The sequence below is a fragment of the Marinococcus halotolerans DSM 16375 genome, from assembly GCF_000420725.1.
Taxonomy (GTDB): domain Bacteria; phylum Bacillota; class Bacilli; order Bacillales; family Marinococcaceae; genus Marinococcus; species Marinococcus halotolerans.
This window is the reverse complement of the sequence record NZ_ATVM01000014.1, coordinates 14101-31760: the sequence shown is the minus strand read 5'-3', so window position 1 is coordinate 31760 and position 17660 is coordinate 14101. Positions and strand designations below refer to the sequence as shown.

The window sequence follows — 17660 nt, the reverse complement described above, 5'->3', positions numbered from 1 at the left end:
AGACCAGGCCGCCTGCGTGTAGACAGACGGCCCCGTAATGCTATTTTTCGAATCCGTTATTTTTGTGGACGGCAGTGATCCAGTAGGCGCTCTTTTTCGGCGTGCGCTCCTGCGTGTCGATATTGACGGAAAAATAGCCGTAGCGGTTTTTGTAGGCATTCATCCACGACCAGTTATCGATAAACGACCAGAGATGGTACCCTTTGGCGTTAGCGCCTTCTTCGATTGCCCGGTGCAGCCATTCGAGATGATCCTGGATGAACTCAATGCGGTAATCATCCTGAATCATGCCGTTTTCCATAAAACGGGCCTCGTCCTGAACCCCCATGCCGTTTTCAGAAATGAACGACGGAATATTTCCGTAGTTATCCCGGAGATTCATCATGATGTCGTATACACCCTTCGGATAAATTTCCCATCCGCGGTACGGGTTCATTTTCCGGCCGGGCATTTCGTAATGGTCGAAAAACCACTCGGGCAGTATTGGAGCGCCCGGGTTCGGAAGGTTTTCCTTTGCTTTGACCCGGCGCGGCTGGTAGTAGTTCACGCCCAGTAGGTCGACTTTTCCTTCCTTAATCAGCTCTTTGTCCCCGCTCTCGGTATCCGGAAGCACCCCGTGCTCCCCGAGCAGTTCAATCAGCTCCTGCGGGTATTCCCCGAGCACGGTGGGATCGAGAAAGCTCCGGTTAAAAAATAAATCTGCAATCCGGGAAGCCTTCAGATCTGCCGGATGGCTGCTTCTTGGATAGGAAGGGGTCAGGTTCAAAATAACGCCGATTTCTCCTCCGGCGCGGTCCTTTTCACGAAAAGCTTTCACCGCAAACACGTGGGACAGGAGCGTATGATAGCCCACCTGAGCCGCCCGCTTCATATCGACGACGTTAGGATAGTGAAAGTCATACATGTAGCCGCCCTCCACCGGAACAATTGGCTCATTGTGCGTAAACCATTTTTTCACCCGGTCGCCGAACAGATCAAAGCAGATGCCGGCATAGCGGCCAAAGTGCTCCGCTGTCTCCCTGTTTTCCCAGCCGCCAATCTCCTGCATCGCCATCGGCATATCAAAATGATATAAACAGACAAATGGCTCCACGTCCTGCGCAATCATTTCGTTGATAACATTGTTGTAAAAGTCGACCGCTTCCTGGTTCACTTCCCCGGAGCCGTCCGGGATCAGGCGGGACCAGGAGATCGACAAGCGAAAGGAATTAAAATGAATATCCTTCATCCGGGCGATGTCGTCCTTGTACTGGTGGTAAAAATCGGACGTGACGCCAGGGCCCACCCCGTTAAAAAAGCGATTCGGCTCTTCTTCGAACCATTGATCCCAAATATTTTTCCCTTTGCCGCCTTCAGTTGCGGCGCCTTCGATCTGAGTGGCGGATGTGGCCGCCCCCCACCAGAATCCTTTTGGAAACGTGAACTGCTCTGCCATAGTGGTACCTCCTAAAATGGTTGTGCCTGTATATGTTTTACAACAAGCAGGGCCCCGGCTCGTTTTTTCTTTTTGCCGGGTCCCTTTTTATGCTTAACGGGTGCGGTACACTTCCACGATCTCTCCCGCCAGGTCTCTGACCGTCATGGAGGTCATCAGATGATCCTGTGAGTGAATCAGCATGACATTCACGGAAAAGTCTTCACCGCTCGCTTCTTTCGTGAGCAGGTCTGTCTGATAGGAATGTGCTTTTCCGAGCTCTTCTCCTGCTTCCTTGATCAGTTCTTCTGCGCGGTCGAAATTTCCAGCCTTCGCTTCCTGGATCGCTTCCATGGCGTTTGCTTTGCCGTTGCCAGCGTATAATATAATCTGAAACGCTGTTTCTGTTAACGCTTCCATATTCTCCACTCCTATCTTGATTTAACCGCTTTTTTGCTTGTTTTCTGCATTTGTCGTTTCTTTTTCTGCTTCTACTTCGTTCCGGAAATACTGGCGGTCCAGAATCCGAAGGAACGGAAACCATATGACAAACACCACGGCCAGGTTAAACAGCTGCAGGACCGCTCCCTGCCAGGCGTTCCCTGTAGCCAGAAATCCACTTAAGAAAATCGGGGTGGTCCACGGAACAATGATTCCTGCCGGCTTTGGCACCAGGCCGATTGACATCGTTACGTACGTTATGACTGCAATCACGACCGGAGCCACCAGCCACGGGATTAATACCAGCGGGTTCATGATGATCGGCAGTCCGAAAATAATCGGTTCGTTGACGTTGAAGAACCCTGGAGGACCGCCGACTTTGCCGAGCTGCTTCGCCTGTTTGCTGCGTGCGAGCATGAAAAGCCAGAGCACGATCGCAAGCGTCATGCCGGAGCCGCCCATCCCTACAATAAAGGTATCAATAAATTGTTTGGTTACAACATTTGGAAGCTCTTCTCCTGCCTGGAAGGCGCTCAGGTTCTGCTCGTTCAGCGCATACCAGATTGGGTCGAACACGGAGTTGACCAGAATCTGCCCGTGCAGGCCGAAAAACCAGAATACCTGAATCATCAGAACCGCAATGATCGTAGCCGGAAGCCCGCTTCCAAGCGCGGTTAACGGCTCCTGTAAAACGGTATAAATAAAGTTCTGAGCAGATTCAAACGGGGTGAAGCTGAACAAAATGCGGATGGCAAGAAATACTGATAAGGTCAATGACACTGGAATTAAGGCACTAAACGATCTCGACACAGCGTCCGGAACCCCGGCCGGCATTTTAATCGTCAGGTTTTTCTGTACAAAGTAGCGGTACAGCTCGGCCGCGAGAAACGCGGTCAGTATACCGACAAACATGCCTTCCGCCCCGAGGGTGGATGTCGGGATGACCCCTTCCACACCCTCGAAGGTCTGCGGTGTTAATATGATAAAACCAGCCAGAGCAACAACCCCGCCGTAGAGTGCTTCCACGCCGTAAGAGGCTGTTAATTTATACCCTATACCGACGATAACAAAAAGTCCCATAATACTAAGCGTGGACGCCGAAGCCGGTCCAAGTGCCGCCTGATAGGCTGCATAGGCGTCTTCGCCAATCAGTTGGTCCAGAAAAGGAAAATTGGCGAGAACAACTAAAATGGAGCCAAAAATGATTAACGGCAGGGCAATCAAAAACCCGTCGCGCAAAGCCGTCAGATGACGGTTGTTGTTTAACTTCTCAGCGATCGGCATCAGAATATTTTCCAATACCTCCATAAAACGATTCATGTGTCTCCCCCCTATTTTTGCTCGTTTAACAGCTTCATGGCGTGATCAAGTACAGCTTTTCCGTCTACACGTCCGTAAGCAACGGAATCAATAATATCAAGCGGAATTCCCTGCTCATCAGCAACCTTGCCGAATTTTTTCTTCATAAAGCGCATCTGCGGGCCGATCAAAAGCACATCTGCCTTTTTGATTTCTTCCGGTGCTTTATCCTGGGCTGCTGCCCATATTTCTGCCTGAACCCCCTGCTCATCGGCTGCTTCTTTCATTTTTGACACAAGAAGGCTTGTCGACATTCCAGCGGAGCATGCTAATAAAATATTCATTGATATTCCTCCAATTAAAATAAAATGATGTGCGGTTGATATATTCAATATAATAAAATAGCGCTTTCATAGATAGAGAATGTTCTTCCGTTAGGAAGCGGAAATGATTTGCACTTCTTTCCTGCTTCTTTTGTGCTACTTTTATAGTATCCCTAATTACGCACTGTAGACTATGCATTTTTTCTACAGCGCTTACATACGTGTTCACCTTTAAGGGGGGGAAGAAATATGACTACACGCAGCAACAGCATTTTAAGAGAATTAGTTGCGAGCGGCGTCCCGGTGACCGGAAGCTATCTGGCGTCTTTGCACCAGGTGTCGAGCCGGACCGTCCGGGAGGACATCAAAGAACTTCAGACAACGCTCCAGTTGCACGGAGCAGAAATTGAAGCCATTAAAGGAAAGGGATACCAGCTGAAAATCATCGACAATGATAAGTTCCGGGCATATGTGAAGGAGTATCTGCAGCCGGCAGCCCCTGATTCCCAGGCTCTTCCCAGCCTGCCCGAAGAACGGGTTTCGTATCTGATCCAGCGGCTTCTTCTTGCCAGTTCCTTCATCAAGCTGGATGAGCTTGCCAATGAAATGTTTGTAAGCCGTTCTACGGTACAGAACGACCTGAAAAAGGTAAGGGAGATTTTAAAGGAGTATAATATTGCTCTCGAACGTACTGCCAATGACGGCCTGCACCTGCAGGGAAGCGAGATGCGCCTGCGTTTTTGCATCGCTGAATATATCTTCGACCGGCAGAATGAGCAGCCGCGCCACGATCAGTCGCTGCCTTTTCTGCACCTTTCCGAACAAGAAAGAAAAAGCATCTGGAGCATTATTTTAAGGCAGATTAAAATTCAGCATATTTCTTTATCTGATATTGCCCTGCACAATTTATTTAACCATATTCTGATTGCCTACCAGCGCATTCAGGACGAGTATTACGTATCGATGTATCACGCAGAATTTGATGAGCTGACACAAAAGCGTGAATACCAGGTGGCCAAAAATATTGTTGAAGAAATCAACCAGACCTGGCAGGTATCGTTCCCGGAGGAAGAAATTGCCTATATTACGCTTCACCTGCTCGGCACCCGCCTGTTCGACAATGAAGATGACACTGTTGAAACAGTAAAGAACTCTCTTGATTCCGATACGTACGATATGGTCACTTTTCTGCTCGCTCATATCGACAAGGAGCTGCATCTGAAGCTCCAGCACGATCAGGAGCTTATCGTTGCCCTTGCCCTTCATCTGCAGCCGGCCATCAGCCGGTTCCGTTACAATATGAACGTGCGCAATCCGATGCTTGCCGATATTAAGGCTAACTATCCGCTCGCCTTTGAAGCCGGAGTCGTCGCCGGCATCGCTCTTGAAGAGCACTACGATATACGTATTGATGAAAACGAAATCGGTTATCTGGCTCTTCATATCGGTGCCGCTCTTGAGCGCAGTAAAATGGAAACGACGCCTGCCCGCTGCCTGATTGTCTGTGCCTCCGGCCGCGGCAGCGCCCAGCTGCTCTACTACCGGCTCCAGGCAAAATTTGGAAGGCGTCTTCACATCCAGGGAACAACAGAATATTACCGTCTGCGGGAGATGAATTTTGACCATATCGACGTTATTATCAGCTCGGTCCCGATTTACGACGATCTGCCTGTCCCGGTTCTTCAGGTAAATACGATTTTAAGCGAAACTGATCTTCGCACCATTGAGGGATTTATTTCCAAAGAGCCCGCCATCCGTACGTATTTACGGGAGTCTCTCGTTTTTTTACACCAGCCGTTTTCCACCACTCGGCAGATACTCACGTTTTTCGAACAGGAGCTGTCTGCCCGGCACTTAATTGATGATGGTTTTCTCGACTCTGTCCTTGAACGGGAGAACGTGGCTGCCACTGCCTTTGGCAACCTTGTCGCCATCCCCCATCCGGTCACGCCAAAGACAGAGGAGACCTTTTTAGCCTTCTGTACGCTCGATAAACCTGTTCGCTGGGGCGAGCGTCCTGTCCAGCTTGTGTGCCTGTTAAATGTCAAAAAAGACAGCACCGAAGACCTTCAGGAGATGTATGAGCTGCTCGGCCGGGTGATTGAACAGCCGAAATTAATTCAAAGGCTGTTAAAAGCAGAAACTGCTGAAGGGTTTCTCCAGCTCCTTGCATCCTCCTGATTTGATCAGACAGAGAGAACGACCCCTCTCTGCCTTTTTTCCTTAAAAACGATTTTCGTAAATTATTCACATCCTTTCCTCCTTTTCGAACGTATTCTTTTTTATAAAGGAAGAAGACGTCTATAATCACGTTTTCGTTCATATAAAAGGAGGAAAAAACTTATGCGCCGTTTAATCGCCTGCTTAGCCGCAGGTTTCCTGCTTTCGCCCGCAGTGGCTGAAGCACATACACACCTCGAAAGCTCCGATCCTGAAGACGGAGCCACAGTGGAAGCACCCGAAGACATCACGTTTTATTTTGACGGTCCTATTGAAGACTACAACGGGGTTACGGTCAAAGATGCAGAAGGAAATGACGTGGAAACTGCCGATGTTTCCATCGAGCCTGAAGACCAATTGAATGTGGCAATGGAAGAGCCGCTCGAGGCTGGAGAATACGAAGCCTCTTTTGATATTGTCAGTGAAGACGGCCATATTATGGAGGACAGCTCTTCCTTTACTGTAGAAGAAGCAGCCGAAGAAGAAACATCCGAAGAAGAAGCAGCGACCTCCAATGACAACTCCTCTTCTGAAAACAACGCGGAAGGAGCGGAGGAAAACGCCGACGGTGAAACCGAAAGCGCCATTAATGAAGAAGAAGCCGGCTCCGGGTTCGGCATAACCATTGGAGTGATCGGCCTCGGTCTCGTAGTTGCCATTGTGGCCCTATTCCTGTTCCGCCTTAAGCGCCGGACATGATTCTTGCAGCAGGTAACGCTCTGCAGTATTTGTTTTTTGCTGTGCTCGCCGGTACGCTTGTGCTTCAGCTTATCCCTGCCACGCACCGGCCGACGCTTTCTATCCCGTTTTTCGTTCCGGCAGCAGCCGCAGCCCTCCTGCCCCTCGTTTCCTTCGTGCCCATCGCCCAGCTCACCCGCACGATAGCTTCTGGCAGGGATATGCCTTTTTTCGGCGCCCTTGAACGCATATTGTTCCAGTACGAAGTAGGCCAGAGCTGGGTAGTGCTGTTTGTCCTGAGCTTTTTTCTGCTCGGGATATTTATTCTTTTCTTTCATTCCACCGGCATGCCGCGCGCTGCTGCCGTCGTCGGCCTCGTTCTTATCATGGGTATGATTGGTGCTCTGGGAGCATCCGGCCACGCTGCCAACGCGATTCCGCTCATTGGCGGAACGCTTCACTTTTTCCATCTGCTTGCCGTGAGTCTTTGGATCGGCACGCTGTTGATGGTCAGCTGGTTTGGCGTTTCCTATAAGCAATGGGCTTCTTTTCTGGAATGGTTCACCCTGATCGCCGTCATGTGTGTCATCATTATCGCCTTTACCGGCGTCATCATGGGTCAGCTGCTGACAGACCCATTTATCGGTTCATGGGCTCTTCCATACGGCGAAGCGCTCATATGGAAGCATTTGTTTTATATTGTTATTCTCATTTTTGCGCTTTTTAACGGAATATTCATCCGCAGACGCCTGCAGCAGGTCACAGATTATAATCCGCGGCCGTGGCTGCGGGCGGAAAGCCTGACCGCCGTACTTATCTTTGTCATTACCGCTTTTATGACCGAGCAGGAGCCAGGCGGCAGTCTGCACTATGAAAACCCGGCCTTTTTGTTTCATGTGCTCTACCCTGCGTCCATGCCGGATAGTGCTTCCTTTCAGCTGCAGCTGCATCCCATCACCATTTTAAGCGTGCTGTTATCCATTGGATTTTTATACCTGATGGTACAGAGCTTTCACCGCGGACGCTCGCCGTTCAGCGTTTTCGTTCTCGGCTGTATGTTTGTGCTTAGTGCATATACCGGTCTCGTATATATTCTCGATTTCGCCTGAGCAGGCATTCTGCCCAAGCGCTCATGGAAATGTTCATGAGTGCTTTTTTATTTTCCTATCGGTTATTTCCGGGTAATAATTTTAATGAAAGGAGCCGTTTTATGTTTCAGTTAAACGACGTAAAGTATAAAAGCATTATTAACACGAAACAGCTGACCATCCCCGCCGATACTGTCACTGCTGTCACGGGGCCAAGCGGCTCGGGAAAATCAACTCTTCTGCGTCTGCTCAATTATCTGGTCACCCCGGAGAGCGGCGCCGTTTCCTACCAGGGAAAACCATACACCGACTGGGAACCAACAGAGCTGCGCAGGCAGGTGATGATGCTTCCGCAGCAGCCCGTGCTGTTTGGGGAAACAGTAGCTGAAAATCTTCGGGCTGGAAGACTGTTCAGCGGCAGAGAGGAAGCTTCTGAGGAAAAGCTCGTCGCTGCGGCGCAGCAGTGCATGCTTGATAAAAATCTCCGTGACCCTGCCGAAAATCTGTCCGGCGGGGAACAGCAGCGCCTCTCTCTCGCCCGCCTGCTTCTTGCAGGCCCCGATGTCTATTTACTCGACGAACCGACATCAGCGCTCGATGAAGATATGGAATGGAACGTCATGGAACGGTTTCTGGCTGAAGCACGACGTTCTGCCAAGGGAGTTATTTTCATCAGCCATGCGACCGCCATGGCCGAGCACTTTGCCGACCATATCGTTCATGCAGATTCATTTACCAGCGGGGGAGGGCTGAAATCATGACTGAAAACACCTCGATTATCGAGCTGTCGTTCTGGCAGATTCTTGCCGCCTACGTATTTATCGTTCTTCTGCTTGCGATTGTGCGCTGGCGGAAAATCCCACGGGAAAAAGAAATACTCATTTCTTCGCTCCGTATGACGTTTCAGCTGCTGTTAATGGGCTACGTGCTCATGTTTTTATTTGAAAACCCGAGCCCCTGGCTCACGTCGCTGATCGTGCTTTTTATGCTCGGCTTTGCAATCTGGAACATTTTTCAGCGCGTTCGTGGTCCCCTGACCCGGGAAATGAAGCGGGCAATTGCTGTATCAATGAGTATCGGCACCATCCTGAGCCTGCTGTATTTCAACTTTGTAGTCATCCAGTTTGCTCCTTGGTTTAACCCGCGCTATTTCATTCCAATTGCAGGGATGATTATCGGCAATTCCATGACTGGCATTACCCTTGGGGTTCAGACGCTGACAGAGCACCTGCACAGCCAGCGCTCACGGGTGGAAGCAGCACTCATGCTCGGAGCGACACCAAACCAGGCTACCCGGAAGCTTGTGAATCAATCCTTCGATGCCGCCATTCTTCCCACGATTAACAGCATGGTCGGCGCAGGAATCGTATTTCTGCCCGGAATGATGACCGGACAGATTATTTCCGGCGTTAACCCCGTGACAGCAATAGGCTACCAGATTGCTATTCTTCTCGGCATTACCGGGGCCGTCGCTCTGAGCGTTATTTTATTTACCCAGCTCGGCTACAAGACATATTTTAACGAACGTATGCAGCTGAAGGAGTAACCGGACGACTTCTTTATCTGCATGTCAGCGATATATATTCTTTGCAGCTGCTTTTTTGAAAAGCTTCACTTTTTTTCCATTTACCCGATATGAATAAAAGAAGGTATTCGTTTACATATTGGGGGAGTGGATGAACGTGAAAGAAAAATTATTACAGCCGAATCTTCGAAAAAAATTACTCATATGGTTTTTAGTGATCGGCCTGCTTCCAGCTGCGGCTGTCGCTTTTTTTGTCTTTCAGGAAAGCAGCAGTGTCGTAGTAGCCGAGGAAGAAGAAAAGCTGACCATGACTTCTGAAGCTGCGGCAGAGGAGATGGACCGCTGGCTCGTCAAACGGCTGGATGAAATTGCGCTCGCTGCGGGAACGCAGGATATGAGCAGCGGTGATACCGATACCCGCCTCACTCTGATGAACCAGATCATTGAACGCGATGAAACGTTTGAAACGGTCGTATTTACCGGACCGGACGGCATCGTGGAAGCGCACACCACTGAAGAAAACATCGGGGAGCTCGACCTCGGTGACAGGGACTACTTTAAGAATGGAATGAGCGGCGAGACTACTATCTCAGACGTTCTCACCTCCAATGCTACCGGTAACCGCATTGTGGTCGTGGCTTCTCCGGTAACAGCTTCAAATGGTAATATCACCGGTGTCATGTCTGCCTCTGTTAATTTTGATGCTTTAATGGAGCGTTATGCAGGGGGCGGAGAGAAAAACAGCGCTGTACCTATTCTCGTGGATAATCAAAACGTCATCCAGCTTCATCCGCAGGAGGACCTTATCGGCCAGCCGGTCGGCCAGGCTGATATCAGCAGTGATTGGCAGGCACTGCTTGCCCAGGATCAGGAGGAGGCCTCATCCACGACAATAGAAAACGACAGTGAACAATTGCTCGTCTCCGCTGCCCCGGTTCAGGAAGCAGGATACAAAATTTTCTTTCTGACGCCGATGGAGGAAATTCTCGCAGCAACAAACAGCCTGAAGTGGACGGTGCTTGCCATTATTGGCATGGCAGCTCTGCTGATTATTGGTGCTGCCGTTTTGATCGCCAGCCGTATTACAAAGCCAATTCGTTTAATTACCGATCGGGTAAAGCAGGTAGCCGATGATGATTTAACCGGTGAGGACATCCAGCTGAACCAGCGGGATGAAATCGGTCAGCTTGCCATGCATTTTAACCGGATGAGCACCAGGCTGAAGGAGCTGATCGGCCAGTTTGATATGAGCTCCCGTCTTCTTCAGGACTCATCGAAACAGCTTTTATCAAATTCCAGTAAATCCAGCCAGGCCATTACCGAAGTGAACGCCTCCCTGCAGCAGGTAGCCTCGGGCTCGGAGCAGCAGTCAGTAAGCATTAAAGAAAGCGCCGGTGCCATGGAGGAAGTCTCCAAAGGCGTTCAGGAAGTGGCGGGCAGTACGACCTCCATTTCCGAGCATGCAGCCTCAACGACAGAAAAAGCGAACGGCGGTCTCGTAACGATGAGTGAGGCGCTGGAAAAAATGCGCTCCATCCATACCTCCGTCGAACGTTCCAATGAAGTGAACCAGACGCTGAGCGCCCGCTCCCGGGAAATTGAAAATATTTTAAATGTCATTACGGCCATTTCAGAGCAGACCAATCTGCTCGCCTTAAACGCTGCTATTGAAGCGGCGAGGGCAGGAGAGCACGGGAAAGGATTTGCTGTCGTCGCCGAAGAAGTCCGCAAGCTCGCCGAGCAGTCCCGGGACTCTTCCTCCCAGATCGCTTCGATTATTACTACGATTCAAACAGAAATCCAGGAGTCCGCCGTCTCCATGGAGCAGGTAACCGGCGAAGTTCAGGACGGCCTGCAGATGACTGAGCAGGCGAAGGCTGCTTTTCAGGAAATTTCTGATTATACGAACGAAGTCAGCGTGCGCCTTGAAAGTGTAGCAGCTACTTCGGAGCAAATGGCGGCAAGCTCTCAGGAAATCACTGCTTCCTTCGACGAAATATCGGCAATTTCTGAACACAATGCCGGCACTTCCCAGAGCGTAGCCTCAGCCTCGGAAACGCAGCTTCAGGCGGTAGAAGAAATCGACGCTCTCGCAGAAGCACTGAATATGATGGCCGGGGAATTAAATACCATCGTTTCCCATTTCCGCACGGAAGACGACCAGTAAAACAGCACAAAAGAACCCGGCTCGATACACGAGCCGGGTTCTTTTTATGAGCTTCCGAAAATCAGTCTTAACGAAACAAAGACGAGGCTGACGGCAAGCACGCGCAGAATAATAGCCCCCGGCAGCTTCGCCGCAAGCGCAGAACCAATCTGGCCTCCGACTACAGCCCCAATCGCCAGCCAGAGCACGCTCTCCCACTGCACGTGACCGAACCAGGCATGTGCGGCCGTTCCTACCGCGGCTGACAGGACCATCAAAAACATCGAGGTCGCCGTTGCAATATGGGGCGGGAAAGCAAGCAGCATCACCATGGTCGGCACCATGACAGAGCCTCCCCCAACACCAAACGACGTTGAAATAACACCGACAGCCAGCGCAATCGACAGGCCGATCCACCGATTGTATGAGTATTCATATGTATGGCCGGTAAGATCTGTAAATGTCCGCCTGGTGGTCGGTCTGCCGGCGCTTTGCTGTTTGTTTTTCGGACGGAACAAAAGAAACAGGGCCATGCAGAATAAAAAGATGCCAAAAGCGGTATAAAACGTATCCGTATCAAAAAACTGGGTCAGCCACGCGCCAAAGACTGCACCCGGCATCATGGCAAGCGCAAAATAGATGCCGCTTTTATAATCAATACGTTTTTGCTTTGAATACGTCCACGTGCTTGAAATAGCAGTAAACAAAAGCACAGCCATCGAGGTTCCTGCAATATCCGAGGCCGGCATCGGAAAGAAAAGCGCAAGGATCGGCACAATAATAAACGCCCCGCCGAGGCCGACCAGCGAACCACATGCAGCGGCAAAGATGCCTGTAAGCAGCAGTAAAACAGCTTCCATCATTTCCAGTCCTCTTTTCTTCTATGTAATCCATCTCCATTTTAGCACGGAAAGCCATCAAAAAAGCCGGCTTAAACAGCCGGCCGGCTTGAGCCCCGCCTTACGTTGTTACCGGGGCATCGTTCACCTGTTTCACGAACTCCCGCATAATGGCAGGCAGATCCGGCCATGCGTGCCCGGAAACCAGGTTTTTGTCCACATAATCCATTTCATTGATATATTCTGCACCCATGCTTTCCACTTCCGGCTTGCAGGCCTGGTAAGCGGTCATTTTTCTTCCTTTTGCCACCTCTGCGATTGGGGTCAGCACAAGGCTTCCGTGGCACATAATCGCAATCGGCTTATCCTTTTCAAAGAAATGCTTCACGATTTCAAGCAGGTCATTGTTCATCCGGATGTGCTCGGGTGCTCTTCCTCCCGGAATAATCAACGCGTCGTAATCAGAGACATTTACATCTTCAAAAGCGACATTCGCTTCAATGCCGTACCCCGGCTTCTCCGTATACGTTTCCCAGTCCTCAAAGTCGTGAATTACCGTATGCAGCTTTTTGACACTGGCTGCTGCCAGATCCACATGAAACCCTTCCTCCATGCACCGAAAATAAGGGTAATACACCTCCAGCGCTTCCACGGCATCACCCGCCACGATCAATACTCTTTTCGCACTCATCGTACACGCTCCTTTTCTGATTGATGGAAAGCTTACTTACATTTTATACCTCTTTTGATGCAATAGAAATATGTTTTCTGTATAAAAAATTTAAGCCCTGCCGCAGCTTTCTCTTTTCTGCAGCTCGGTAGCCACAAGCACCGTTTTAGGAACCGTTCTCCGGCCGTCGAGCCGCTCAAGCAGAAGATCCACGGCCGTTTCTCCCATTACCTCTGTGTAAACCTTCACCGACGTAAGCGGCGGATAAACAAATTTCGCCACACTGACGTCATTGACGCTCGCTACACTGATATCGTCCGGCACTTTGATCTGCGCTTCATGAAGCGCACGCAGACATCCGACTGCCATCGTGTCATTTGCCACAAACAACGCTGTCGGTCTCGTTTCTGCGGTCTCAGCGGCCAGTTCATTCTTTGTTAATTCGTAGCCGTCCTGAACAGTAAACCGGCCCGTCCGCATCCACGGGGATATGCCATCGTTTTTTTCAGCCATCAGCCGGCGGAAGGTTTCCTCCCGTGCATCCGTAATCGTCGTTGTTTCCGACGGGTAGGACTCCCTCCCGCCAAGATAGCCGATGCGCGTATGGCCAAGCTCCCAGAGATACGAAAGGACTTTTTCTGTCACACGCTGAAAATCAGCAATAACGGAGTCAAATGTCTCTTCATCGGGAGTGGAATCCACAAATACGAGCTGCGAGCTCACACGCTGAAGACGCTCCGCCTGCGCCGGGCTGAATTTGCCTACGGCGATGACCGGCTGGCTTTCCGCACTCTCCTGCTCGAGAAACTCTTCAAGCAACAGGCGCCGGGCCCGGATGCCCAGCTCGTCGCAGCGTTTTTCAATGCCCAGGCGGATCGACAAGTAATACAGGTCCTCGAGCTCTTCCTGTTCGGTATACCAGTAAACGATGGTAACCGCCTGTACAGCCTGCTTGCGTTTGGCGTGTTTCTTATAGTTCAGTGCTTCGGCGGTCTGGAAAATACGCTGCTTTGTGCTTTCCGCTACCGACAGCGTATCATCGTAGTTCAGCACCCGGGAGACGGTCGCTATCGACACGCCGGCTTCTTTTGCAATGTCCTTTATCGTTGCCATGTCATCAGCTTCCTTTTATTTTTCTTTGAGCGCGAAGGGAAGTGCTTGTAGAAAATGGAGAAATCCGCGGCGCCCGGCAGCGTCCTGCTTGAACACGCCCGCATGATGCAAAACCTCCATAAATTTTTTGCCCACGGCCTGTTCGACTTCCTGCTGCACTTCGGCCTTCGGCTGTCCCAGCAGCCTACTGCGCAGCTCCTCAGCCCACGCCTCGTGCTGGGCGGGCACCGTCTCTTCAAGCCCGGCGGCAAATTCAGTGATCTGATCGAGTTCACCGAGCAGCCTTGCCGGAAGAACAGCCAGTCCCATGACTTCGATCAGTCCAATGTTTTCTTTTTTGATATGATGCACTTCCCCGTGGGGATGAAACAGGCCATACGGGTGCTCTTCTGTCTTCCGGTTGTTGCGCAGCACTATATCCATTTCCCAGGCCCTGCCGTTTTTCCGTGCAATCGGTGTTACCGTATTGTGCGGTTCTCCGCCGGAGTAAGCTTTTATCTCAAGCTCCGTATCAGTATAATCCTGCCACGCTTTCCGGACCGCTTCTGCAGCCTCAATGACGCTTGTCTGCTCCTCTGAGCGCAGCCGCAGAACGCTCATCGGCCAGTGAACAATTTCCACAGTTAAACCGGGATAATCCGGTACGTCAAAAACGGTTTCCGGCTCTGCCTTTTCCAGGGCAAAGGTATACCTTCCCCCCTGGTAGTGATCATGGGACAAAATAGACCCGCCCACGACCGGAAGATCGGCATTTGATCCCATGAAATAATGCGGAAACTGTTCTACGAATCCTAGCAGCCGGATAAAGGTTTCCCGGTTGATTTTCATATCCCGGTGGTATTCGCTGAGAAGAATGGAATGCTCCGGGTAATATATATACGGAGAGTACTGCAAATACCAGGTTTCCCCGTCAAGCTCTGTCCGGATTAACCGGTGATTCGACCGGGCCGGATGGCCGATACGTCCCGGATAGCCTTCATTTTCTTTACACAGGACGCATTTCGGGTACGAAACCGATGCACTCTTCTGCTTTTGTGCTTCAATATCGCGCGGATCTTTTTCCGGCTTGGATAAATTAATTGTAATATCGATCGTCCCGTAGGAAGACGCGTACGGGAAATGAACGTTTTTGGCCACCCGGTCCATCTGAATATAGTTGGAACACCGGCTCAGCCAGTAAAAATAATCGGTTGCTTCAACCGGACCCCGGCGGTACTTTTCTTTAAAGGTCCGCTGGATATCGGAAGGCCGGGGAAGGAAAATATTCATAAGGTCTGCCTTAGCCTGTTCCCGCTTGTCGAGCAGATCCTCCACGAGCCCTGTCTCCACCATATAGGAGGTGAGCTGCCCGAGCAGTTCTTCAAACGGCTTTGGTTCGACAGCTGCATTTTCATCAATCGCTTCGAGATGAAGCTCCCGCAGCAGCTGATTACGTGCATACACCTTATCCTCTGCATGAATTAATTTATTTTTTTCTGCCCAGTCGACGATCGACATGATGACTGCATCCACCTGCATGGCCATAGCACCTCTCCTTTTCCTTACTTCTGCCCTGCCCGTGCGAGCTCCCGGGCGCCCTCACCGGCGGCAGCTTTGTAGAACGAAGGCTTGAAGCCTGTCGCTTTTTCATAAACTGCTGCGATATTCTTCTCTGCCTCCTCCGCCTGTCCATGCTCCACAAAAGCGATTGCGCAGCCGCCAAAGCCCGCCCCGGTCATCCGGGCCCCGATGACGCCGGGCTGCTTCTGGGCAGTTTCGGCCAGCGTGTCGAGCTCCAGGCCGGTCACCTCATAATCTTCCTTTAACGACCGGTGCGACTCATTGAGCAGCCGGCCAAACGCTTCATAATTTTCCGCTTCCAGCATTTTTGCTGCCTGCTTTGTCCGGTCGTGCTCGTAAATAACGTGCCGGGCTCTTTTTCGGACCGTTTCATTTTTAATCTCCCCGCCGAGCTCGTTCCATTCCTCTACCGATAACTCACAAAGGCTTATGACATTCAGGTGCTTCTGCATTTCGGCCAGTGCTTCTTCACACTCGGACCGGCGCTCATTATAGGCTGAACCTGCAAGCTCCCGGGATTTGTTCGTGTTCATAATCAATATGGTATATTTTTCTGTTGGAAGCGGTGCGTATTCATATTCAAGCGTTCCACAGTCAAGCAGCATGGCATGTCCGTCTTTGCCAAATCCGATCGCAAACTGGTCCATGATACCGGTCTGAACGCCGATGTATTCGTTCTCCACCCGCTGGGCATACTGGACAAGGGTTTTGATGGAAAGTCCCCACTCTTCCCATTCGTTTAGCAGCACAGCTGTGGCCAGTTCAATTGAAGCTGACGAGGATAGGCCGGCCCCGTTTGGGATATTGCCGGAAAAATAAATATCATAGCCGGTTTCGCATTGATAGCCTTCTGCAGCCAGAACAGCAAATACCCCCTTCGGATAGTTCGCCCAATCATGTCCCTGCTGGAACGAAAGATCATCCAGCGAAAGCGTTATCATTCCTTCATTTAAAAAATTACCGCTCACTAACCGCAGCTGCCGGTCGCTTCGTGCCCCCGCTGCTGCATATGTCCCGTTTGTAATCGCACACGGGAAAACAAACCCTCCGTTATAATCTGTATGTTCACCGATGACGTTAATACGGCCGGGGGCAAAAAACAGTCGTTCCGCCTGGCGGGAAAACTGTTGTTCAAACTCCTTCATTACCACTGCATCCATGGGACAGCCTCCTTCATTCTTTTCATCAGTATAGCGGAAAACTAAGCATAAATAAAGTTTTTACTAAAATTTTTACTTTGAACTTTTAGATTTTTAAAGCTTTAATACGGGTAATAGTACTTTAGCAGGAAGGGGTGTCCAGGATGTTTTTTAATAAGCTGTTTGAACGTCTGGTTAATGTGAATACAGCCGTTATTTTTATGATTACTGCTCTGGTGATCGGGGGCAGCTCCTTTGCCATTTATTACATAGAGCCTGAAGAATTCGGCAGTCCCTTCAACGGCTTCTGGTGGGTGATGACTTCTGTAACCACTGTCGGCTTCGGCGATTACGTGCCGGATACCGTGCCTGGAAAATTATATGGTATTTTTCTTTATTTAGTCGGCATCGGCCTGATTTCTATCGTGATCAGTAAAATTATTGATTTTATATATGTGTACAACCGCCGAAAGGAGCGGGGAAAATTGGAGTATAACGGAAAAGATCATATTGTAATTGCGGACTGGAGCAAGCACGCGAAAATTGCGATCCAGGAAATTTTAAATACAGAAAAAAATATTGAGATTGTGCTCATCGACCAGTATGAAGAAACCCCTTATCACCACGACCGCCTGTTTTACGTCCGGGGCAACCCCGTTGATAAAGAAGTACTCGAGCAGGCAAATATCAGTGAAGCCCGGGCGGTATTTGTTTTCCCTAATGAAATTACCATTAACGGGGAATATATCCATGATCCTTCATACATCGACGGGAAATCATTATTAATTGCCACAAGCATCCAACGACACTTTAAAGACATATACACCATCGTAGAGATCAAAGAACGAAATAATATTCACAACTTCACCCATGTGGACGTGGATGAATTTATCGTCAGCTCAGAAATGATTTCACAGCTTGCCGTCCGTTCTGCCTTCAGCCGCGGCACCTCAAGGATTGTCTCCCAGCTTTTGTCGAAGAGGCACGGGGAGGACTTGTATGAAATACCTAAACGCCCCTCCTGGAAGACGTACCGCGAAGCTTATATGGCCCTGCTCGAAGAAGGGGCCACTCTCGTATCGGACCACGATGACTTAAACATCAATCATAAGCTCGACGAACGTATTCCGGAGGATGCGAAGCTTTTCGTCATCTGCCAGGAGGATACGTACCATAAAATCAGCGGTAAAGAGGCAAATTAACAT

General features: G+C 50.2%; 16 protein-coding genes. 7 read left to right on the top strand and 9 right to left on the bottom strand.

All coding sequences use genetic code 11. From position 1 onward, the window contains the following. Nucleotides 1-40: 40 nt before the first annotated feature. The 4 genes from G548_RS0110780 to G548_RS0110765 all read right to left on the bottom strand — a co-directional run bounded on the left by G548_RS0110780 (nucleotide 41) and on the right by G548_RS0110765 (nucleotide 3498). Nucleotides 41-1435, bottom strand: coding sequence for a glycoside hydrolase family 1 protein (locus tag G548_RS0110780; protein ID WP_022794172.1), 1395 nt, complete (start codon nucleotides 1433-1435; stop codon nucleotides 41-43). A 93-nt stretch (nucleotides 1436-1528) separates the two neighbouring features. Then, nucleotides 1529-1834, bottom strand: a complete 306-nt coding sequence (locus G548_RS0110775; protein WP_022794171.1) for a PTS lactose/cellobiose transporter subunit IIA — start codon at nucleotides 1832-1834, stop codon at nucleotides 1529-1531. A 21-nt stretch (nucleotides 1835-1855) separates the two neighbouring features. After that, entirely contained in the window at nucleotides 1856-3175 is a 1320-nt protein-coding gene (gene celB, locus G548_RS0110770; RefSeq protein WP_022794170.1) for a PTS cellobiose transporter subunit IIC, read from the bottom strand. A gap of 11 nt (nucleotides 3176-3186) precedes the next feature. Next, nucleotides 3187-3498: a PTS sugar transporter subunit IIB gene (locus tag G548_RS0110765; protein WP_022794169.1), complete on the bottom strand. Its 312-nt coding sequence runs from the start codon at nucleotides 3496-3498 to the stop codon at nucleotides 3187-3189. 228 nt (nucleotides 3499-3726) lie between these two features. On the opposite strand from G548_RS0110765, the gene G548_RS0110760 reads away from it, so the two are divergent. The 6 genes from G548_RS0110760 (at nucleotide 3727) to G548_RS0110735 (ending at nucleotide 11155) form a co-directional block, all read left to right on the top strand. Beyond that, complete coding sequence (locus G548_RS0110760; protein ID WP_022794168.1) at nucleotides 3727-5658, top strand: BglG family transcription antiterminator; 1932 nt, start codon at nucleotides 3727-3729, stop codon at nucleotides 5656-5658. 162 nt (nucleotides 5659-5820) lie between these two features. Continuing rightward, nucleotides 5821-6396, top strand: coding sequence for a copper resistance CopC family protein (locus G548_RS17945; protein ID WP_022794167.1), 576 nt, complete (start codon nucleotides 5821-5823; stop codon nucleotides 6394-6396). Next, nucleotides 6393-7484, top strand: a complete 1092-nt coding sequence (locus tag G548_RS0110750) for a copper resistance D family protein (RefSeq protein WP_022794166.1) — start codon at nucleotides 6393-6395, stop codon at nucleotides 7482-7484. Before G548_RS17945 ends, G548_RS0110750 begins: the two co-directional genes overlap by 4 nt. A gap of 101 nt (nucleotides 7485-7585) precedes the next feature. Further along, on the top strand, nucleotides 7586-8224 hold the full coding sequence (locus tag G548_RS0110745; protein WP_027847351.1) for an ABC transporter ATP-binding protein: 639 nt from the start codon (nucleotides 7586-7588) through the stop codon (nucleotides 8222-8224). Continuing rightward, nucleotides 8221-9009: an ABC transporter permease gene (locus tag G548_RS0110740; RefSeq protein WP_022794164.1), complete on the top strand. Its 789-nt coding sequence runs from the start codon at nucleotides 8221-8223 to the stop codon at nucleotides 9007-9009. Before G548_RS0110745 ends, G548_RS0110740 begins: the two co-directional genes overlap by 4 nt. A 136-nt stretch (nucleotides 9010-9145) precedes the next feature. Further along, nucleotides 9146-11155 carry a methyl-accepting chemotaxis protein gene (locus tag G548_RS0110735; protein WP_169435244.1) on the top strand — a complete coding sequence of 670 codons (2010 nt, stop codon included), beginning with the start codon at nucleotides 9146-9148 and terminating at the stop codon, nucleotides 11153-11155. Nucleotides 11156-11199: 44 nt separating this feature from the next. On the opposite strand, the gene G548_RS0110730 is transcribed toward G548_RS0110735, so the two are convergent. The 5 genes from G548_RS0110730 to G548_RS0110710 form a co-directional block, all read right to left on the bottom strand. Next, nucleotides 11200-11997 (bottom strand): sulfite exporter TauE/SafE family protein, encoded by a 798-nt coding sequence (locus G548_RS0110730; RefSeq protein WP_022794162.1) that lies wholly within the window; start codon nucleotides 11995-11997, stop codon nucleotides 11200-11202. 97 nt (nucleotides 11998-12094) lie between these two features. After that, nucleotides 12095-12664 (bottom strand): DJ-1/PfpI family protein, encoded by a 570-nt coding sequence (locus G548_RS0110725; RefSeq protein WP_022794161.1) that lies wholly within the window; start codon nucleotides 12662-12664, stop codon nucleotides 12095-12097. Between the two features lie 90 nt (nucleotides 12665-12754). Next, nucleotides 12755-13756, bottom strand: a complete 1002-nt coding sequence (locus tag G548_RS0110720; RefSeq protein WP_022794160.1) for a LacI family DNA-binding transcriptional regulator — start codon at nucleotides 13754-13756, stop codon at nucleotides 12755-12757. A gap of 15 nt (nucleotides 13757-13771) precedes the next feature. Then, nucleotides 13772-15280: a UDP-glucose--hexose-1-phosphate uridylyltransferase gene (locus G548_RS0110715; protein WP_022794159.1), complete on the bottom strand. Its 1509-nt coding sequence runs from the start codon at nucleotides 15278-15280 to the stop codon at nucleotides 13772-13774. Nucleotides 15281-15297: 17 nt separating this feature from the next. Continuing rightward, a complete protein-coding gene (locus G548_RS0110710; protein ID WP_022794158.1) occupies nucleotides 15298-16476 on the bottom strand; it encodes a galactokinase in 1179 nt (392 codons plus the stop codon). A gap of 143 nt (nucleotides 16477-16619) precedes the next feature. Between G548_RS0110710 and G548_RS0110705 the strand changes: the two genes are divergently transcribed. Further along, nucleotides 16620-17657: an ion channel gene (locus G548_RS0110705; RefSeq protein WP_022794157.1), complete on the top strand. Its 1038-nt coding sequence runs from the start codon at nucleotides 16620-16622 to the stop codon at nucleotides 17655-17657. The last annotated feature ends 3 nt before the right edge of the window (nucleotides 17658-17660 follow it).